The organism is Mycolicibacterium tusciae, assembly GCF_002086795.1.
GTDB lineage: Bacteria > Actinomycetota > Actinomycetes > Mycobacteriales > Mycobacteriaceae > Mycobacterium > Mycobacterium tusciae.
In genome coordinates this window covers 70,052-90,276 of sequence record NZ_MVIM01000014.1, presented here as the reverse complement: position 1 = coordinate 90,276, position 20,225 = coordinate 70,052, and the positions used below count along the sequence as shown (strand labels likewise).

Genomic DNA, 20,225 nt, shown 5'->3' with positions numbered 1-20,225 from the left:
CTCTTCCCTAACGCAGGCTGTTACTGGGTGCCTTCTGCATACCAGGTCCGGAATCGGTCGTACTTCGGCATCTCCTCGGAGTTGGCCTTCGGATCGATACACACGTGCACCACACCGACTTTGCCGCTGGCGTAGGCGCGGGCGATGGCCGGACCGATCTCGTCCTCCTTCTCCACGTACTCGCCGTGACAGCCGAAACCCTCGGCGATCTTGTCCATCCGGACGTCCTTACTCCAGTGCACACCGGGCTGCGGAGACGGCTGGGAGAACGTGCGCTTGTACACGCCGACCTCCAGGCCCCACTGATGATCGACGCCCACGACGCAGACCAGGGGAAGACCCTCTCGCGCGGCGGTCTCGAGTTCGGCGATGTGGAAGAGGAACGCGGAATCGCTTGTCAGCAGCATCACCGGACGCTTGCGTCCCTCGGCCACCGAAGCCCCCACCGCGTATGGCAGTCCAGTGCCGAGATGGCCGAAGTTCTGATTCCAGATCACGTCGCGCGGCTTGGACTGCGAGTACGTCCACTGGAAGATCACCGTCGCGCCGCCATCGCGGACCATGATGCCGTCTTCGAGTTCGTTGAACGCCTTGGTGGCCTCGACGACGTAGCGCGCCGGGTGAATCGGCGAGCGTCCCGATGGTGCGCTCTCGGCCAGCTGCGCGAGTTCCTCGGCATCGGCTTTGACGAGCTTGTCGAGGTTCGCCGACGGGGCACGCGGGGTGTCCTTCAGCGCCTCGACGAGCTGCGGCACGATACCGCGCAGATCGCCGACCAGCGGCACGTCGAACTGACGATTGACGCCGATGGCTGCCGGATCCTGTTCGACGTAAACCCATTTGCGATTGGCGTCGTTGCCGGCCCAGTGCTGGGTCCGGCCGTAGTGCATGGGCTCACCGAGTTCGGTCCCCAGCGCGACGCATAGGTCGGATTCCTCGACGGCCTCGTTGGCGGCCGGAGAGAACAAGTAGGGGAAGGTTCGGTCCTGCAGTCCCGGGATGTACGACGTGCCACCGGAGGTCTGGATGACGGGACAGTTCATCAGCTCCGCCAGCTCTTTGACCTCCTGCTGGGTGCGCGACGTGTGCACGCCGTGGCCCACCAACAGGACCGGGCTTTTCGCCTCGCGGATCAGCTTGGCAGCCGCTGCGATCTCAGGTGCGCCCGCCCCCTGGTTGACGAGGCGATACCGGTTGGGCGGCAGGGGTTCCGGGACGTCGAGCTCTTCGAGTATGACGTGCGAAGGGAACTCGATGTACGACGGACCGGGCGTTCCGGACATCGAGCGACGGATGGCCTCGCGGATGATCTCGTCGGTCTGGTCGGCGTACTCGATCGAGCTGCTGTACTTGACGGAGTTCGCGAAAAGCGGTTCCTGCTGGACGAATTGGATACGGCCGCGGCGCACGCGACGTTCGGTGACGCGGGCGCGCTGGCCACCAAGGAAGATCACCGGCGAGTTCTCCACCAAGGCGCACTGGATGGCGCCCGCGATGTTCGCCATACCCGGACCGAGCGTGCCGATACAGAGGCCGGGCTTGCCGGTCATCCGCGACGCCGCCTCCGCCATGAAGCCGGCGCTCAACTCGTGGTGAGGCGCGACGACCGACCATCCGCGTGCGTCGGCCTCGGAGAACATGTGCACGAAGTTGGGATCCGGGATGCCGAACAGTGTGTTGACGCCCTCGGCCTCGAGCAGATCGAGAATGCGTTTGTAGACGGGTACACCCATGTGAAACTCCTTGATTCCGTTATAGATAGCGTTGCGCTAAGTATTTTCGATGCGCTGCCGGCGAGCCGAATAGTGAACGGTTGAGAGCGGCCCGTTTGAGGTACACGTGGATTCCGCTCTCCCACGTGTAACCGATGCCGCCGTGCAGCTGCATGGCCTTGCCCGCGATGTCGACGGCCGATCCGCAGGCGTACGACTTGGCCATCGCGGCGGCCACATCGGCGTCCGGTCGGTCGTCGACAACGGCTTGCACCGCGGCGCCGACGAGCTGGCGCGAGACCGAGATGGTGACGAGCATGTCGGCGCAGGCGTGCTTGACGGCCTGGAACGAGCCGATGGGCCTGCCGAACTGCTCGCGGACCTTCGCATAGCCCACGGTCGCGTCCAGCATCGCTTCCGAGATGCCCAGGCTGTCGCAGGCGACGGCGACCGCGGCGCGATCGCGTAGCCCGCGCACCGCAGCAGCGTGGTCCCCGTCGAACCGCAGCACCTCGGCGGTGCCGGCACTCGTGATAGTGCCCAGCCTGCGCGTCTCATCGAGCACCGGCCGCGCGGTGACGGTCGGCGCGGTGACAGCGACGCCGTCGTCGGTGACCACGAGGATGCGGTCGGCGCCCACGGCGTCGGGCACGAAGTCCGATTCGACTGCGACGGCCACCCGTATCAGGCCTGATGCCATGTCGGTCAGCAGTTGGTCCCGAGTCTCGCTGGGCTGCAATGCGTTCAGGGCACCGACGGATAGGACCGCGCTACCCAAGTAGTTGTTGGCGCTGGCCGCACGGCCGATCTCTCGGCACACCACCGCGGTTTCAGCGAACGTCGCGCCCGCTCCGCCGAACTCCTCGGGCACCTCCAGCCCGACCCACCCCGCGTCGACGAGCACCGGCCAGTCCACTGCGCGATCCTTGGCCAGCAGGTCGCCTGCGACCGAGCGCATCTCGTCGTGGAACTCCGAATAGTCGGCCATCAGAGGGCACTCGGTTCTCGCGGCAGCCCGAGCCCGCGGTCGCCGATGATGGTGCGCTGGATCTCGCTCGCTCCACCGGGGATCGTCCACTCCCATGACCCGATGAAGTCGAGCATCCAGGCACCGGACTCCCAGCCGCTCGACATGGGCTTCGTCAACTCGGTGTGCGCGGCCAGTCCCCCGACCTCGGCGCCGAAATCCGTCATCCGCTGCAGCAGCTCGCTGTAGAACAGCTTGACGATGGATGCGTCGGCGGGGCCCGCCGTGCCTGGATTGTCGGCGGACTCGACCACTTTTCGGCACATACCGCGCAGTCCGGCGATCTCGATTTCGAACTGCGCCAGCCGGTCGGCCACGATGGGATCGTCGACCGGGCAGCTTTCCAGCAGCCAGCGGAAGCCCGCGTTGCCGAGACGTTCGGCGAGCTCGAGCATCGTCATGCCCCGCTCGGCACCCAGCGTCGCCTGGGCGACCTGCCAGCCATGGTTCTCGTCGCCGACGAGGTTGGCGGCCGGAATTCGCACATCGTTGAGGAAGACCTCGCAGAAGTGCGAATCCCCGATCGCGTTGCGGATCGGCCGCACTTCGACTCCGGGCGTCGCCATGTCCAGCAGGAAGTACGAGATGCCAGCGCTCTTTCGGGCACCTGGGCGCTTGGGGGCATCAGGATCGGTGCGAGCCAACAGCAGGCACCAGTCGGCGTGCATACCGCCGCTGGCCCACAACTTCTGGCCGCTGACGACGAAGGTGTCGCCATCGCGTCGTGCTGTGGTGCGCAGGCTCGCCAGGTCGGACCCGGCCTCGGGTTCGGAGAAGCCCTGCACCCAGATCTCACCGTCGAGGATCGCGGGTAGGTGTCGACGGCGCTGTTCGTCGGTGCCCGCAACGAGCAGGGTCGACGCGGCGTGGTGGATTCCGACGAACGCGAGCACCAGCCGCGGCGCGTCGTGGGCGGCCAGTTCCTGGTACAGCACGACCTGTTCGGGCACCGACATCCCGCCGCCCCATTCGCGCGGCCAGTGCGGGACGGCGTAGCCGGCGCTGTGCAGCGTCGCGAACCACGACTTCTGGAAGGCGACGAATTCCTCGGCGGTGGCGCCGGTTTGGGTCTGACGCCAATCCGGCGGGATGTGCTCGACGCACCACGCGTGCACGGTGTCGCGGAAGTCGTCCAGGCTCATGATGCGTTCACCCGGAGCTGATCCATCGCATGGGCGACCGCCACACCGTCGTCGAACGACGGGGTGATCTGTGTGCCGGTTCGTACCGCCGCGACGACGTCACTCAGGAACGCCGTCAGCGCCGGGGGCGGCGATCTCCTTGGCGCCGGAGGGAATTCGAACGTCTGGGGTTCCGCACCGGGCCGACGCACTACCAGTGTCGTGTCCCCGGTCAGCTCGAGCGAGCCGTCGCTGCCCAGCAGCGTCGCACGTGGAGCGAGGGAGACCGCCCCGGCGAAGCCGGTGTCATGCGCGGCGGTGCAGCCGTTCGCCATCGTGAACCATGCCGAATACGCATCCTCGGCGGTCGCCTCGGGTGGCGATCCATCGATGCGGGTCACGCCTCCACAGCCGGTGACCTCGCTGTCGAACAGCCAGCGCGTGTAGTCGATCAGGTGGGAGCCATAGGCGCCGACCCATCCACCGCCGAGCTCACGGTCATTGATCCAGCCGTACTTGCGACCGCGCAATCCGCTGCCGTAGAACGCCCAGCTCAAGTGGATTGGTCTGCCGATGATTCCATCGTCAGCCAGCTTTTTGATCTTCGCCCAAGACTCGTTGTAGCGGAACTCGAAGTTCAGGAAGTTCAATACGCCGGTGGCGCGGGCGCGTTCGCGCATCGACTCCGCCTCTGCGGCGTTGCGGCCGAACGGCTTGTCACACAGCACCGCGTGTCCGTGGTCGAGTGCGGCGTTCACATGCTCGACGTGCATGAAGGGCGGAGAGTGCACCGAGATGAGGGCGACGTCGGAGGCGATTGCGGTCTTCACCGCCGCCTCGTCGCGCGGGCTGATGACCTCGACGTCCAGCCCTAGACTTTCGTACACGGGGGCGGCCGCGTGCTTACCGAAGCCGGTTCCGATCACGACGACCTTCATGCGAACAGGCCCGTCAATCCGGATCCGCCGACGCGGCGGGTCAACTCGTCGCGCGTGGCGGAAAGGCCGAGCGGCAACCGGCGCAGCGGCTGGCTGTAACGCGACAGCCACGACAGCGTGGTCTCGTCGCAGAACCCGACCGCACCGTGCAACTGGTGGCACACCCGGAAGACGATCTCCGCCGCCTCGATCGCCGACATCCGCAGCGCCAACGCGTCGTTGAGCGTGTCCGGCTGGCCGCTGCCGATACTCCACAGCGCGTACTTGGCGAGAATGTCCAACCCGCTGCGCTCGACCTCGGCGTCGGTCAATTGGAACTGCACACCCTGGAACGACGACAGCGTCTGCCCGAACTGCTTGCGCAGGCTGACGTGCGAGACGGTCAGTTCGATCGCACGGTCGAGCATGCCGAGCAGCGTCCAGCACGGCAGTACGAGTCCGAGCGCCACATCGGCAGCACCGCCATCGTCGATAGCAGACAGTGTCACCTCGGTGACGAATCCCGGGCCTGCGCCGTCGATGCCTGACACCGTCGATCGGGCTCCGTCCAGCGTTACAGCGGCCCAACGTGATTCGATACCGGCGAGCACACCGGACGGACGTGTGCCCGCGACCACGATCAGACCGTCGGCGTCGAGGTCGGTCGGCGCCGCGAGCCGTTCGGCGACCGGGTAGGGCACCGCCCAGTAACCGGCGCTGCGGCACAGTGCGGCGGCGGCTTCGAGGCCGTCGGTGTCATCGCGGGGATCGAGTTCCCAAGCGCCGAGTCCGGCGAGCACCGGACCCGCCAGCGACTCACGGATGGCGGGTTTGGCCTCGGCCTGCTGTACGAGTTGGTCGCCGCCCGCCGCCTCGAACGCGCGAAGAGCCTGACGGCCATACTCAATGGCGTCGTCGGAGAGGTCGAGGATCATGTCGCTCATCTGGCGGCCGCCAGCAGGCTGCGCGACAGCAGGATGCGCTGCATTTCGATGCTGCCGGATGACACGGTGGAGGCCTGCGAGTACTTCCAATGGTCCTCGACCTCGCCGAGAAACCATGCCGCGCGCGGATCGTCGTGCGACACCTCGGCGGCGATGTCCATCAGCACCTCGGCGCTGTCCTGGTCCAACTTGGTGACGGCGATCCGGTAGGCCGCCGCGTCGCCGGGCTGGACACGTCCGCTGCTTTGGAGCGAGACCACGCGGTACGCCATCAGGCGCGCGCGGCGGCAGTGTGTCAGCATCCGGACCCAGCGTCCGCGCAGTTCGGTGGACAGATCTTCCCAGCGGTCCCCGAGAACCGTTGGGGCGGCGGCCAGTAGACGTTCGCAGCGGGCATACCGAGCGATGCCGACCCGTTCGAAGGACATCACGTCCTGCACGATCGACCAGCCCGCGTCGACGGTGCCGAGCACGTCGGCCTCGGTGACCCGCAGGTCGTCGAAGAACACCTCGTTGAGGTGGTGCGGGCCCAACATGGCGCGGATCGGTCGCACCTGGATCGCCGGATCGTCCATCGGCACCAGGAAGATCGTCAGGCCCTGTTGTTTTTTCTCACCCTTCGACGTCCTCGCCAGCAGGAAGCACCATTGGGCCATGGTCGCGTAGGAGGTCCAGATCTTCTGACCGCTGACCAGCCAACCGTCGCCGTCGCGTCGGGCAGTGGTGCGCAGTGACGCGAGATCCGAGCCCGCTTCGGGTTCGGAGAATCCCTGGCACCAGATGACCTCGCCGCGCGCGATGGGCGGCAGATGTGTCTGCTGTTGTTCGGGGGTGCCGTGCCGCATGATTATCGGCCCGACCCAGTTCACTCCCATGTACTGGGCTCCGCGCGGTTCATGGTGCGCCCACATTTCCTCGCGCACCACCGTCTGCTCCCATACCGATGCGGCGCCTCCGCCGAACTCCTCGGGCCACGACAGGCACAGCAGGTTGCGCTCGGCCAGCAGCCTGCAGAACGCCTGGGCGGTCTCCAGGTCGGCGGGATCGTCGGTGAAGGCACCCAGAAAATGTTCGGGCACATTGCTGTTCACCAACTCGCGCAGCTCTGACCTCAGCGCATCGGCCTTCTGCCCCATCTGGAAATCCATGACCTAGCCCCGTCCCGTCGTGAGGTCGGTGAGTCCCAGCTCGTTGAGCACGTCGTCGGTGTCTTCGCCCAACCGCGGCGCCGGACCGGCGACTCGGCCGGGGGTCTTCGAAAACCATGTCGGTACACCGGGAAACCGCACCGGTCCGTGCACGGTCTCCACCGTCTCGAACAGACCGACGGCATTCAGATGAGGGTTGTCGAACAAGGCATCCGGGGTGTTGAGCGGTGCCGCGGGAATCTCGAGCTGACCGAACAAAGCCAGCCACTCCTCGGTGGTGCGCTCCTTCAGGGTTTCGGCCAACAGCCCGTAGACAGCGTCGATATCGCTGGCGCGCAGCTCGAGGGTTGCGTATTTGTCGTCGTTCCACGCCGGCTGCACCGCGTTGATGAACGCGTCCCAGTGCTTGTCGTTGTAGATCAGCGCCGCGATGTAGCCGTCGCTGGTGCGGTACGGTCTGCGGTTCGGCGCGACGGTGCGCGGATAGATCGCCGGCCCCAAGGGAGGGTCGAACATGGCGCCGTTGGCATGTTCGACCAGCATGAAGGATGCCATGGTCTCGAACATCGCGACCTCGACCTCCTGCCCCTCCCCCGTGCGCTCACGATGGAACAGGGCCATCGTCGTCGCGTACAGCGCGGTCAGCCCGGCGACTTTGTCCGCCATGATGGTGCCGACGTAGTCCGCCTGCCCCGTCAGTTGCTGCTGTACCGCGGGAATTCCGCATTCGGCCTGGATGGTGTCGTCGTAGGCGGGGCGGTCGCGATCGGGTCCGCGGTGGCCGTAGCCGTAGCAGTTCGTGTAGACGATGCGCGGATTGATCGCGGCGACGTCGTCGTAGCCGAACCCCAGCTTGGTGATCGCCTTCGATCGCATCGAGTGGACGAACACATCGGCGCGTTCGACGAGTGCACGTAACGCGGCCTTGCCCGCTTCGGTCTGCAGATCCAGCACGATGCTGCGCTTACCGCGGTTCACGTTGACGAAGACGCCGCTCATCCCCGACTCCGGGCCGACGGAGATGAATCGCGTGTTATCACCCTGCGGTGGTTCGACTTTGATGACCTCGGCGCCCATGTCCGCCATGATCTGCGTGCAGTACGGCCCCATCACCATCGCGGTGAGGTCCACGACACGGACACCCGCCAGCGGCCCGCTAGGCATGATTAAGTTCATCTGACTGGCGCGCTGCCATCGCGAAGCTGTACCGGATGTGGTCGCCGTGGCCGTCGGGCACCACGGGGAACACCAGCGGTTCGGTGTCGTCGCGGATCGCCGTCATGTTCTCCCCGACGTCGGCGATCGTCCACGACGGCCGGTACACACCCGGCGTCTCCGCTACCTTGGCCGTCGCCACCCGACCCGCGAGCGCGACGAGTATTTCCCCTGTGATCGAACACGTTTCGTGCGCCAGCCATCCGACGACGGGCGCCACAAGCTCTGGTCCCATCGGAGGATACGCCGAGGTGTCGATCCCCTCGGCCATGCGTGTGACAGCGGCGGGCACGATCACGTTGCTCCTGATGCCGTAGTCGACGCCTTCCATCGCGGCGACGTTGGACAGCCCGATCACGCCCGCCTTCGCGACCGCATAGTTCGCGACGCCGTGGTTGCCGTACAGCCCGCCGATCGAAGACGTCAGCACAATGCGGCCATAGTCCGCGTCACACATCACCGGAAAAGCCGGCCGCACGACGTGGAACGCTCCGCGCAGGTGTACGTCGACGACGGCCTCGAAGTCCTCGTACGACATCTCGCGCAGCGGAGACCGCCGGACGTTTCCAGCGTTGTGGACGAGGATGTCGATGCGACCGTACCGGTCCAGCGCCGTCCCGATGATCGCCTGACCGCCTTCAGGAGTCGCGACCGAATCGGTGTTGGCGACGGCTTCCCCTCCCGCAGCGATGATCTCGCGCACCACGTCATCGGCCGGACTGGAGTCGTCGGGCCCGGAGGCGGCACTGTCGTCCCCGGCCAGAGTTCCGCCGGCGTCGTTCACCACGACCTTCGCGCCCCTCGACGCCAGCAACAGGGCGTACGAGCGGCCCAGTCCCCTGCCGCCGCCGGTGATGACCGCGACCCGGCCGTCGAACCTCATGTCATCCACGAAGTTCCAGCCCGTCGAGGTCACCTTTGGCTCGCCACTGCGCGATCAACTCGTCGAAGGCGTAGAAGCCGGGCGAATAGAAGTCACCGAGGAATGCGCCGTTCTTCACGGCGGCGCCCTGGCCTTCGTTGTTGTAATAGCCGGGTGTGCATGACAGTTCGAATGCGGAGTTGTCGATCGCGAGTTCACGGACGGTCTGCACCCAGGCGTCCTGGCCCTCCTGAGTGGGCTCGACGGTCGTGGCACCGCGGTTCTGCGCCTCGGCGATGAGGTAGGCGATGTGATTGGCCTGCTGCTCGAACATCGCCGTGGTGTTGGCCGAAACACCGCCCTGGATGAAGCCCATGAAGAACTGGTTGGGGAAACCGCGGCTCGTCATCCCGTGCAGGGTCTTGTAGTCGTCTTGCCAATAGTCGAAAAGCGAGAGCCCGTCGCGGCCGACGATTCGATCGATGGCGTAGCGGCGGCTGATCTCTGTCGAGATCTCGAAGCCACTGGCGAACACGACGCAGTCGACCTCGTATTCGACACCGTCGGCGACGATTCCCTTGTGGGTCAGCCGTTCCACACCCTTGGTCGCGGACACGTCGACCAGCGTCACGTTGGGTCGGTTGAAGGTGGCGAGATACTGCTCGCTGGAGGTCGGCCGCTTGCACATGAACCGGTAGTAGGGCTTGAGCGCCTCGGCGGTGTCCGGATCGTCGACGATCTCGTCGACGAGGCGACGTAGCCGCTCCATGATCTTGTAGTCTTCCTCTTCCCGGAAGGCCATGATCTGCTCGATGGTCACCGACGCCGGGTCATCGCTACCCGCAATGCGGGCGGTCAGGTTGCGGCCGAGCTCAGTCCAGAAGTCGCACACCAGATCCGGCTCACCGAACACGACACCCACAAACGGCGACCAGTTGTGGAAGTTGCGCTTGCGCTCCTCCTGCCAACCCGGTTGCAGCGAGGCAGCCCAGTCGGGGTCGGTGGCGGGGTTGGTACGTGTATCGACCGACGACGGCGTCCGCTGGAACACGAACAGTTGCTTGGCGTGGCGACCGAGGTGCGGTACCAATTGGATACCCGTGGCACCGGTGCCGACGAGTGCGACGCGCTTGTCCGCCAGCTTGGTCAGGCCACCGTCGGCGTCTCCGCCGGTGTAGTCGTAGTCCCAACGCGCGGAGTGGAACACGTGCCCACCGGCAGCCTGGTACTCCTTGATGCCGGGGATTCCGGGAAGTTTCGGGCGGTTGTACGAGCCCTGAGCCATCACGACGAAGCGAGCGCGGATGTCGTCTCCGCGGTCGGTGCTGATACGCCAGCGCTCGGTGGCGTCGTCCCAGATCAATTCGCGGACCTGGGTGGAGAACAGCGCGCCGTCGTACAGGCCGAAGTGCTTGCCGATGTTGCGGCAGTGCTGGAAGATCTCGGCGCCGTCGGCGAACTTCTTCGACGGCATGAAGTCCAACGCTTCGAGCAGCGGGATGTAGCAGTAAGCATCGTTGTCGCATTGGATGCCTGGGAACCGGTTCCAGTACCACACCCCGCCGAAGTCACCCGCCATCTCGATGACGCGGATACCGTCGACGCCGGCCTTCTTGAGGTAGGCGCCGGCCAGCAGTCCGGAGAAGCCTCCGCCGAGAATGACGACGTCGACGTCCTCGACGACCGGGTCGCGCTCGACCTTCGTCGTATAGGGGTCGACCTCGGAGAACTCCGCGAACTCCCCTTCGAGTTCCAAGTACTGCGAACCACCCTCGGGCCGCAGACGTTTGGCCCGTTCAGCGGCGTACCTCTCCCGCATCGCGGGGATGTCGATGTCATCGGGGGTCGGGGTCGGCCCGCACGTGTTCTCGGTGGTCGTCATGTATCTCCTCTTCCTGCGAATCCGGCGCGCGAAACGACCCTGGCGGTGCGTCAGCGCGCCGAATTCGCTAAAGGTCTTGGGGTTCGCCGGTGCCCATGTACCTGGACAGCTGGTAATGCAGGTTGACGGTGCTGCGCTCGCGGTACGGGTTGGGCTTCGTACCGGGGAAGCCGGCCGATTTCATGCCCTGCTGTACTGCGGCCATGTTCGAGAAGTCCTGCGGCAGCACCGACAGCCAATTCGGCGAGTCCTTCGGTGTGTACTGCCATTCCGTCTGCGGCTCTTCACCTTTGGGATAGAGCTCGAACACCGCGACCTCGAAAATGCACTTGTTGGGGTCGTAGCTCGGATCGGGTCGCGCCGAGTAGCACAGCGCGCTCGTCAGCCCCTGACCCACCTGGAAGTTCGGGAAGATCTGCCAGGCGGTGCCGCTCTGCCCGAGAATGTCGGGCGGGATCGTCGGCCAGATCACCCCCCGCGCTTCGTCGTCACGGCGGGCCGACGCGAGCCAGTGCTGGAGCACCTGGTCGGCGGGAGTGCCCTCGGGCAGTTCGTCGACCAATCGCTTGGCGGCGTTCACCAGTGTGTTGGTGGTGGTCGCGTTGGTCTCTTCCATGGTGTAGACCTGCATCTCAGCGGTCGAGATACGCGGATCGCCGGTTCCCAGGCGGATTTTGGACTTGGTTTCGTCCATCCCTTTGGGTGCGTCATACCCGATGTTGCTGTGCTTGCCCTGCGCCTTGGCCCAGCCCTTGAATTCGCCGAACCTGTTGAACTCCGGGTGGGTGGTGAACACGTGGTAGGTCTCGTTGAAGGCCTCCATCGCGACCTTCCAGTTGCAGTCGAAGTACAGCCACTTGCGCCATTTGTAGCGCATGTTCTCCAGACCGAACGGGTCGAGGATCTTCGCCGCGGGAAACAGGTAGTCGACCAGCGGTTCGCAATCCGGGTCCATGTTGATGAACAGCCAGCCGCCCCAGGTGTCGACCTGAACGGGTACGAGGTGGGTGTTGTCCGCCGTCAGCGCACCCTTCCAGTCATCCTGTTCGCGGATGTGGGTGCAGGCTCCGTCCAAACCGTATGTCCAGCCGTGGAATCCGCATACGAAGGACTTGCGGGCCCGCCCGACAGCGTTCTTGGCGCCTTCGGGATTGTCGACCAGTTTGCGGCCGCGGTGCATGCACACGTTGTGATGCGCAGCGAAATCGGCGGCCAAGTTCCCGGGTCCGGTTCGTACGATGATGATCGAGTCGTCGAGGATGTCGTAGGTCAGGTAACTGCCGACCTCAGGTATCTCCTCCACCCGGCCGACCTGCTGCCATACCTTGCGCCACAGCCGATCCCGCTCGTTGCGGGCATACTCCGGCGAGACGTAGGCGTCGACGCCGATGGTCATCGGCGACGACAGGTCTTCGGCGATCTCTCCCGTCGAGTCGTCCGGGTCTCCATCGACCTCGATCGCGGCGTCCAGATCGGTTTCGGTGTGGGTCACTTCATCGTCCTTTCAGGGCCGACTGATGGCTTCGCGGAAGGAATCGTCGGCGAGGAAAAGCGACGTGTTGTCGGCGCCGAGATGCGTCCATTTGAGGTTGAGGCCGCCGTCGACGAGCAGGGTTTGGCCGGTGATGTAGCTCGACATGTCCGACAGCAGAAAAAGGATTGCACCCGCCTGCTCCTCGGGGGTGCCGCGACGGCCCATCGCGATGGCGGTGCGGTCGCGATCCGGGTCGTCGTCGACGTAGGTGCGCGACGCGGCTGTCGCCGTCACTCCTGGGGCGACAGCGTTGACGCGAATGTTGTCAAGTGCCAGTTCGGCGGCCATCGTGCGGGTCATCGCCACGATCGCCGCCTTCGCGGTGCCGTAGGCGATGTGGAACGGCGCGGTGTTCATCCCGCTGATCGAGGACACTGAGACGATCGATCCCGGCTTCTGCTGTGCCCGGATCTCGGCGGCGACCGCTTGGCTCATGAAGAACGCGGTCTCCAGATTCGCGGCGAACAGCGCCCGCCAGTCCTCACGCGTGACCCGCGTGGCAGGCATCCACGTCGACGGCGCCGCACCGCCCGCGATGTTCACCAACCCGTACAGCGCGCCATCGGTGCGCCGCACGTGATCCATCACCGTGGCGATCCCCGCGTCGGTGGACGCGTCTGCGGAGACCGGCACCACCGACAAACCCTGCTCGGCCAGGGGTGCGACGTGTTCGTCGAGGTTCTCTTTCGACCGGCTCACTGCGATTACGGTGGCGCCCGCCTCCGCGGCCATGCGCGTGACCGTGGTGCCGATGCCGCCACCGCCCGCGCCGGACACCACGACCATGCGGCCAGCCAGCCCGAGCAGGTCAGTCATGATATTTGTCCGGACAACATATGATGCTCTGCATATTGCAGAACACTATTCCGCAGCGATAATGACCCCGTCAAGGGCGAGCCACCTGCGGTTCGGGCTATTGTCTGGACTAGCAGGGCTTGGTAGCGTCCGGGTTCATGACTGTTCCCGCGACGGCCTCGCGCCCGCCCTCCCGGTACATCGCGACCGACCCGAGGACGGCCGACGGCTGGCGGCTCAAGAGGCTGACGACACCGAGCCGGCTGTTCGGGGCGAATGGCCTGCGCACCGGTCCCGACGGACGGGTCTATGTCGCGCAGGTGACCGGCAGCCAGATCAGCGCCCTTGATCTTGACGGCGACGTCGAGGCGATCAGCCCCAAGGGAGGCGACATCATCGCGCCCGATGATGTCGCCTTCGATTCGAGCGGCAACCTCTACGCGACCGAGGTGATGGACGGCCGGGTGAGCGTGCGCGACGCCGGTGGTGCGGCACGCGTGCTGCGCGACGATCTTCCGTGCGCGAACGGCATCACCGTGTATCAGGACCGCTTGTTCATCAACGAATGTCGAGACGGCGGCCGGCTGATGGAGCTGGACAGGGCCACCGGCACATCGCGAATCCTGCTCGAGGACCTGCCGTCGCCGAACGCGATGGAGGTCGGCCCCGACGGGATGCTGTACTACCCGCTGATGACGGCCAACGAAATCTGGCGCGTTCATCCCGATGGCGGTGAGCCGCAACGGGTCACCGGTGATCTCGGCGTGCCCGACGCGGTCAAGTTCGATTCGCAGGGCTTCCTGGTGTCCACGCAGGTGGCCAGCGGGCAGGTGCTGCGCATCGACCCCCGCAGCGGCGACAAGACGCTGCTGGCGCAACTGAACCCGGGCCTGGACAACCTGACCTTTGTCGGCGACCGGCTGTTCGTCTCCAACTTCACCGGCGAGATCACCGAGGTCCTCACCGGAGGCGAGACCCGCACCGCGCTGCCCGGCGGGCTGAATTGGCCCCTGGACCTGGTCGTCGGCGATGACGGCCGGATCTACGTCGCCGACGGCACCTACCTCTACGCAGTCGGCACCGACGGCGTACTGGAAACCGTCGGGATGCTGTTCACCCCGGGCTATCCAGGCTTTCTTCGCGGGCTGGCCCCCGCGGATGCCGGCGCATTCGTGGTCGCGACATCGGGTGGGCAGATCGCGCGCTACCGACCCGGCGAAGGCGAAACCGACTACCTCGCAGACGGATTCGATCAGCTATACGGTGTTGCCATCGGACCCGGCGAGGCCATCGTGTTCGCCGAACTCGGTACCGGCAGCGTGCATGCGCTGCGGTCGGGCCACGTCGAGTTGCTCGCCTCCGGCCTACAGGACCCGGTCGGTGTGACCTTCGGGCCCGACGGTGTGCCAATGGTCGCAGAGTCGGGTGCCGGCCGAGTCGTACGGATTGCGGGCTCGACCGAGACGGTGGTCGACGGATTACAACGACCGCAGGGCATCCACGTCAGTGACGGCAAGCTGTACATCGTCGACGCGGGAGCCAAGGAGGTCGTCGCGGTCGATCTCGCGAGCGGTGAACGGGGGACCATCGCCTCGGGCCTGCCCGTCGGGCCGCCGCCGGGGGTTGATCCCAAGCCGCTCAAGGGAATGCCGCCGTTCTCCGGGCCACAAGGACCGTTCGCCGGCATCACCTCGGGACCTGATGGCTCCCTGTATTTCTCGGCTGACGGCGACGGCAGCGTTCTGGCGTTGCGGCGCACATGACGGTTACGCCGGCCGACCACCGGTACCTCCAGGTGGCGCGCACTCTCCGGAAGGAGATCGTGGACGGGGTGTATCCCGTCGGGTCTCAACTGCCTACCGAACAACAGCTGTGCGAACGTTTCGAGGTCAGCCGCTACACCGTGCGCGAGGCGCTGCGACGGCTGCGCGACGACAATCTCGTCGCGTCCCGTCCTCGAGCCGGCACGCTGGTGGTACCGCGGCCGGAGACGAACAGCTATGCCCAGGACGTGATGTCGATCAACGACCTGCTGGCGTTCGCCTCTGGTGCACAGCTCACGATCGAAAGCAATGCGATGGTGGTCATCGACCAGCATCTGGGCGAGCGGACCGGCCTGAGTGTGGGAACGGAATGGCTGGCCGTTCGCGGCTACCGCGCCGACGGCACCTCAGCTCCGGTATGCGCGACGGAGTACTACATCAACCGGGCATTCGCGGCGGTCGGCCGCCTGCTGCAACGGCATTCGGGTCCCATCTTCCCGCTGATCGAGGATCTGTTCGGGGTCAGCATCGTCGAGGTGCGACAGGAGATCGCCGCGGTGCCCGTCACGTCCGAGCTGGCCGAGGTGCTCCGGGTCGAGGTGGGCAGCGCGGCGTTGGAGATGCAGCGCACCTACAAGACGTCCGACGGTGAGGTCGCGCAGGTCACCGTCAACACCCATCCCTCGTCACGCTACCGGCATTCGATGACGATGCGCCGGGTCAAGGGGCAGGCCGGCCAGTGAGGGTCGACGAGCAGCGCGCGGCCGACGCCTACCGGCGTGGGCTGTGGGTGAGCGAGACGCTCGCCGACTCGCTGCGCGACGCGGCCAGGGCTACGCCCGAGCGCACGGTGTTGGTCGACGGCGAAATTCGGCTCGACTGCCGGGGTTTACACGACGAGGCCACCGCGCTGGCTCAAACCCTGATGGGGTTGATGCCCGCGGGCAGCGTGGTGTCGTTCATGCTGCCGAATTGGCATGAGGCCGCCGTCATATATCTGGGCGCGACGCTCGCCGGCATGGTGGTGAATCCCATTCTGCCCTCGCTTCGCGATCGCGAACTCGCGTTCATCCTGTCCGACGCCGACAGCCGGGTGATCTTCATACCGTCGACCTTCGGCGGCCATGACTACGTCGCGATGCTGGATCGGGTGACCGCATCGATGTCCTCACCGCCCCGGGTCGTGGTCGTCCGCGGTGACAGCCATACGCCGTACGCCTCGATGTTCGAGACCGAGACGACCGCGGTGTTGCCGGTTCTGAATGCCGACACTGTGCGCATGATCCTCTACACCTCCGGTACGACCGGACGGCCCAAGGGTGTTCTGCACACGCACAATTCGATCCACGCGCTGATCCGACAGATCGGCGAGCACTGGCTGGTGGCCGACGGCGACCGGTTCCTCGTCCCGTCGCCGATCGCACACATCGGCGGATCGATCTATGCGTTCGAGTGCCCACTGCTGCTCGGCACCACCGCGGTCCTGATGGAGCGCTGGGATCCGGATGCCGCGGTGTCGCTGATGTCGGCGGAACACTGTACTCACATGGCGGGTGCCACACCGTTTCTCGACGGTCTCCTGGCGGCCGCTGAGCGAGCGGACAGCCGGCTGCCAGACCTGAAGGTGTTCATCTGCGGCGGCGCTTCGGTTCCGCCGTCGCTGATCCGCAGGGCGACAGACTATTTCGAAAAAGCCGCGGTGTCCCGGGTGTACGGATCGACCGAGGTGCCGGTGACAACCGTGGGATCTCTCGATGACGTCGACCATGCGGCCGACACCGACGGTCGCGCGGGTATCGCGGATGTCAAACTGGCCGACGGTGAGATCTGTGCGCGCGGTCCGCAGATGCTCGTCGGCTATCTGCACTCCGACGACGAGACGGAATCCTTCGACAGCGACGGCTATTTCCGCACCGGAGATCTCGCCCGCTGGGTCGATGAGGACTATCTGGTGGTCACTGGCCGGGCCAAGGACATCATCATTCGCAACGGCGAGAACATTTCGCCCAAGGAAGTAGAGGACCTGCTCATCGCGCACCCGGCGATCGCCGAGATCGCGATCGTCGGCGTACCCGACAAGCGGACGGGAGAACGGGCGTGCGCGGTGGTCGTCGCCACCGGAGAACGCGTACCCGACATCGACGACATGCGGGCACTGTTGATCGGTGAAGGGCTGGCCAAGTTCAAAATCCCTGAGCAGATCGTCATTTGGGAGGCGCTGCCGAAGAACGACGCGGGCAAGGTCTTGAAGCATCAGATCCGGGCAACTTTGATGAAGGTGGACTGACATGCAGGTGGCGATCGTGACGGGAGCGAGCAGCGGCATCGGGTTCGGATGCGCGACGAAACTCGCCTCCCAGGGAATGGCGGTGCTGGGCACCGGCCGCGACGACGCCAGGCTCGCGGAACTCAAGGGCCATGACCCGGAGCACATCGAGACAATCGCCGTGGATCTCACCGCGGACGACGGTCCGCGCCGGATCGTGGATACCGCCATCGAACGGTGGGGCCGCGTCGACTTCCTGATCAACAACGCCGGAGTGGGCAGCCCGAAGCCACTGCACGAGACGGACGACGAATCACTGGACTATTTCCTGGGTTTGATGCTGCGCGCGCCGTTCCGGTTGGCCCGGGAGGCGGTCGTACACATGCAGCCCGGTTCGGCGATCATCAACATCACCTCGACGTTCGCCATCGTGGGCGGTCTGCGGGGCGGCGCGTACTCGGCGGCCAAGGGCGGCCTGACATCCCTGACGAGGCACATCGCGTGCCAGTACGGGCCACAGGGCATTCGGTGCAACGCCGTCGCTCCAGGGGTGACCCTGACGCCGATGGTGGCGAGCCGCCTCGAAGACCCACGATTCCGCAAGATCAACACCGAGATGACGCCGTACCCACGCCTCGGTGAGGTCGAGGACATCGCGAGCACCGTCGCGTTCCTGTGTAGCGACGGAGCAGCCTTCATCAACGGGCAGGAGATCGCCGTCGACGGCGGCTGGACGGCGACCAAGTACCTCTCGGACTTCGCGTTGAACGCCGATTGGGTGGAGCGGCGTTGAACCTGTTCGGCCTTCTGGACCAGGCCGCGGAGCGGTTCGGCGATCGCGGCGCGGTGTTCTGCGGTGAGCGCCAGTTGCACACATGGTCGCAATTGCGTGAGCGGGCCCAGCGCATCGCGTCCACCCTTGGGGCGCCCGGCACCCGTATCGCCATCGCCAGCGAGAACCGCCCCGAGATCGTCGAGCTGATGTTCGCGACATGGGCCGCCGAGTGTGTCGTCGTCCCGATCAACTACAAGCTTCATCCGCGCGAAATGGTCCAGATCATCGACGACGCAGGGGTTTCGCGGGTGTTCGCGTCGCCCAAGATCGGCGCGGAGCTGACGTCGGTCACCCACGTTCCCGTCGAAACGGTTGACTCGCAGGCGTATTCGGCACGCACTGCCAGCACGCCGGCGGATCGGCCGCGCACCACTGATCCGGCGGACCTGGCGTGGCTCTTCTACACCAGCGGAACCACCGGCCGCTCGAAGGGGGCGATGCTCACGCACCGCAACCTGATGGCGATGACGGTGTCCCATCTGGCGGATTTCGACTCGCCGGACCAGCACTGCAGCCTGGTGCACGGTGCGCCGATGTCGCACGGCTCAGGGCTGTACATCCCGCCGTACGTGTTACGCGCTGCGCGGCAGGTGATTCCGGCCTCCGCGGCGTTCGAGCCAGCGGAGTTCCTCGACCTCTGCGAGCGTCACCCGGGCTGCAGCGCATTCCTCGCGCCGACCATGGTTCAGCGCCTCGTCCAGACCGGACGCGCACGCCCACAGAGCCTGCGCACGATCGTGTACGGCGGCGGCCCGATGTACGTCGACAGCCTGAAGAAGGCGATGGCGGCGTTCGGCCCGATCTTCGTCCAGCTCTACGGTCAAGGCGAGGCACCGATGACCATCACCGGGCTGCGCAGGGCCGACCACATCGACGCCGACGACGCGGTTCTGGGTTCCGTTGGGTACGCCCGGTCAGGCGTGGACGTCGCGGTGCTGCGCGCCGACGACACACCGGCGTCGGCGGGTGAGATCGGTGAGATCGTCTGTCGCGGAGACGTTGTCATGGCCGGCTACTGGAACAATCCCGAGGCCACCGCGAAGACCCTGCAGGCTGGGTGGCTGCGCACCGGCGACATGGGGTCGTTCGACGAGCGCGGTTTCCTCACGTTGCGGGACCGCTCCAAGGATGTGGTGATCAGCGGCGGAAGCAACATCTATCCCCGCGAAGTCGAGGAGATCCTGCTCGAGCATCCTGGCGTCGACGAAGCCGGCGTCGTGGGGACGCCCGACGAGGAGTGGGGCGAGGTCGTCGTCGCGTTCATCGTCGGTTCGGCGTCGCCCGCGGAGCTGGACGCTCATCTGCTCGAGCGCATCGCGCGCTTCAAACGGCCCAAGCGGTACGAGTACATCGACGAGCTGCCGAAGAACAGCTACGGCAAGGTGCTCAAGCGGGATTTGCGCGAACGGCTGCTTCCCTAGCGCGAGTGTGGGGTTGTGCTACGTCAATGGGCGAATACATGTGCGGGTAACCCACGTTCGGCGGAGAAGTTGAGACCGTAGGCTGGGTGACATGCGCGTCGTCATCGCCGGTGGGCACGGCAAGATCGCCCTGATCCTCGAACGACTGCTCTCCGAGCGCGGTGACACGGCGGTCGGCCTGATCAGGAACCCCGACCACGTCGCCGACGTACAAGCGACAGGCGCCCAGGCAGTCGTCACCGACCTCGAAGCGGTCACCGCCGCCGACGTCGCAACGCACCTGCAGGGCGCCGACGCCGTCGTGTTCGCGGCGGGGGCAGGCCCTGGCAGCGGCGCGGCACGCAAGCAGACCGTCGACTGTGATGCGGCCATTCTGCTCGCCGACGCGGCCGAGGCCGCGGGAGTGCGGCGCTACGTGATGGTGTCGGCGATGGGTGCCGATGTCGAGGCAGCCGATGACATCGGCGATCCGGTGTTCGTCGCGTATCTACGCGCGAAAGGCCATGCGGACGACGTGATCCGCGCGCGCACGGCACTCGAGGTCACCGTCATACGTCCCGGGCATCTCACGAACGACAAGGGCACCGGTCGGGTCGAGATATCCGACCAGACCGGGCATGGTGACATCCCCCGCGAGGACGTCGCCAGGGTTCTGCTCGCGGTGCTCGACACTCCCGAGACCGCCGGGCACACGTTCGAGGTGATCGGCGGCGAGACCCCAATCGTCGAGGCGGTTACTAGAAGAGCCCTCGGATAGCGCTGACGCAATGTTGCGCTGAGAGC

Annotated in this window: 17 protein-coding genes; 6 read left to right on the top strand and 11 right to left on the bottom strand. The window is 65.9% G+C overall.

The features are described 5' to 3' along the window. Positions 1 to 20: 20 nt before the first annotated feature. The 11 genes from BST47_RS22515 to BST47_RS22465 form a co-directional block, all read right to left on the bottom strand. On the bottom strand, positions 21 to 1,733 hold the full coding sequence (locus BST47_RS22515; RefSeq protein ID WP_083127880.1) for a thiamine pyrophosphate-binding protein: 1,713 nt from the start codon (positions 1,731 to 1,733) through the stop codon (positions 21 to 23). Between the two features lie 19 nt (positions 1,734 to 1,752). Further along, a complete protein-coding gene (locus tag BST47_RS22510; RefSeq protein ID WP_234809817.1) occupies positions 1,753 to 2,700 on the bottom strand; it encodes an acyl-CoA dehydrogenase family protein in 948 nt (315 codons plus the stop codon). After that, entirely contained in the window at positions 2,700 to 3,881 is a 1,182-nt protein-coding gene (locus tag BST47_RS22505; protein ID WP_083127878.1) for an acyl-CoA dehydrogenase family protein, read from the bottom strand. Before BST47_RS22505 ends, BST47_RS22510 begins: the two co-directional genes overlap by 1 nt. Then, the gene (locus tag BST47_RS22500) at positions 3,878 to 4,798 is read right to left on the bottom strand and encodes a Gfo/Idh/MocA family protein (RefSeq protein WP_083127877.1); all 921 of its coding nucleotides are present in this window, start codon (positions 4,796 to 4,798) and stop codon (positions 3,878 to 3,880) included. The genes BST47_RS22505 and BST47_RS22500 overlap by 4 nt, the downstream gene beginning before the upstream one ends. Further along, positions 4,795 to 5,712, bottom strand: a complete 918-nt coding sequence (locus BST47_RS22495) for an acyl-CoA dehydrogenase family protein (RefSeq protein ID WP_083127929.1) — start codon at positions 5,710 to 5,712, stop codon at positions 4,795 to 4,797. The genes BST47_RS22500 and BST47_RS22495 overlap by 4 nt, the downstream gene beginning before the upstream one ends. A 5-nt stretch (positions 5,713 to 5,717) precedes the next feature. Beyond that, positions 5,718 to 6,869: an acyl-CoA dehydrogenase family protein gene (locus tag BST47_RS22490; RefSeq protein ID WP_083127876.1), complete on the bottom strand. Its 1,152-nt coding sequence runs from the start codon at positions 6,867 to 6,869 to the stop codon at positions 5,718 to 5,720. A gap of 3 nt (positions 6,870 to 6,872) precedes the next feature. Continuing rightward, positions 6,873 to 8,033, bottom strand: coding sequence for a CaiB/BaiF CoA transferase family protein (locus BST47_RS22485; protein ID WP_083127875.1), 1,161 nt, complete (start codon positions 8,031 to 8,033; stop codon positions 6,873 to 6,875). Next, positions 8,026 to 8,976, bottom strand: a complete 951-nt coding sequence (locus tag BST47_RS22480) for an SDR family NAD(P)-dependent oxidoreductase (RefSeq protein WP_083127928.1) — start codon at positions 8,974 to 8,976, stop codon at positions 8,026 to 8,028. Before BST47_RS22480 ends, BST47_RS22485 begins: the two co-directional genes overlap by 8 nt. Then, positions 8,969 to 10,828, bottom strand: coding sequence for a flavin-containing monooxygenase (locus tag BST47_RS22475; protein WP_083127874.1), 1,860 nt, complete (start codon positions 10,826 to 10,828; stop codon positions 8,969 to 8,971). Before BST47_RS22475 ends, BST47_RS22480 begins: the two co-directional genes overlap by 8 nt. A 67-nt stretch (positions 10,829 to 10,895) precedes the next feature. Next, positions 10,896 to 12,320, bottom strand: a complete 1,425-nt coding sequence (locus BST47_RS22470; RefSeq protein WP_083127873.1) for an aromatic ring-hydroxylating oxygenase subunit alpha — start codon at positions 12,318 to 12,320, stop codon at positions 10,896 to 10,898. Positions 12,321 to 12,332: 12 nt separating this feature from the next. Further along, positions 12,333 to 13,178, bottom strand: coding sequence for an SDR family NAD(P)-dependent oxidoreductase (locus BST47_RS22465; protein ID WP_083127872.1), 846 nt, complete (start codon positions 13,176 to 13,178; stop codon positions 12,333 to 12,335). 137 nt (positions 13,179 to 13,315) lie between these two features. Here BST47_RS22465 and BST47_RS22460 point away from each other — a divergent pair, with 137 nt between their 5' ends. From BST47_RS22460 to BST47_RS22435, 6 genes are all read left to right on the top strand, one after another. Further along, positions 13,316 to 14,920: an NHL repeat-containing protein gene (locus BST47_RS22460; protein ID WP_083127871.1), complete on the top strand. Its 1,605-nt coding sequence runs from the start codon at positions 13,316 to 13,318 to the stop codon at positions 14,918 to 14,920. Next, on the top strand, positions 14,917 to 15,663 hold the full coding sequence (locus tag BST47_RS22455) for a GntR family transcriptional regulator (RefSeq protein ID WP_083127870.1): 747 nt from the start codon (positions 14,917 to 14,919) through the stop codon (positions 15,661 to 15,663). Before BST47_RS22460 ends, BST47_RS22455 begins: the two co-directional genes overlap by 4 nt. Further along, complete coding sequence (locus BST47_RS22450) at positions 15,660 to 17,207, top strand: AMP-binding protein (protein WP_083127869.1); 1,548 nt, start codon at positions 15,660 to 15,662, stop codon at positions 17,205 to 17,207. The genes BST47_RS22455 and BST47_RS22450 overlap by 4 nt, the downstream gene beginning before the upstream one ends. 1 nt (position 17,208) lies before the next feature. Then, positions 17,209 to 17,979: an SDR family NAD(P)-dependent oxidoreductase gene (locus BST47_RS22445; protein WP_083127868.1), complete on the top strand. Its 771-nt coding sequence runs from the start codon at positions 17,209 to 17,211 to the stop codon at positions 17,977 to 17,979. Then, positions 17,976 to 19,442, top strand: coding sequence for an acyl-CoA synthetase (locus tag BST47_RS22440; RefSeq protein ID WP_083127867.1), 1,467 nt, complete (start codon positions 17,976 to 17,978; stop codon positions 19,440 to 19,442). Before BST47_RS22445 ends, BST47_RS22440 begins: the two co-directional genes overlap by 4 nt. Before the next feature lie 91 nt (positions 19,443 to 19,533). Then, positions 19,534 to 20,199 carry an SDR family oxidoreductase gene (locus BST47_RS22435; RefSeq protein ID WP_083127866.1) on the top strand — a complete coding sequence of 222 codons (666 nt, stop codon included), beginning with the start codon at positions 19,534 to 19,536 and terminating at the stop codon, positions 20,197 to 20,199. Positions 20,200 to 20,225: the final 26 nt, after the last annotated feature.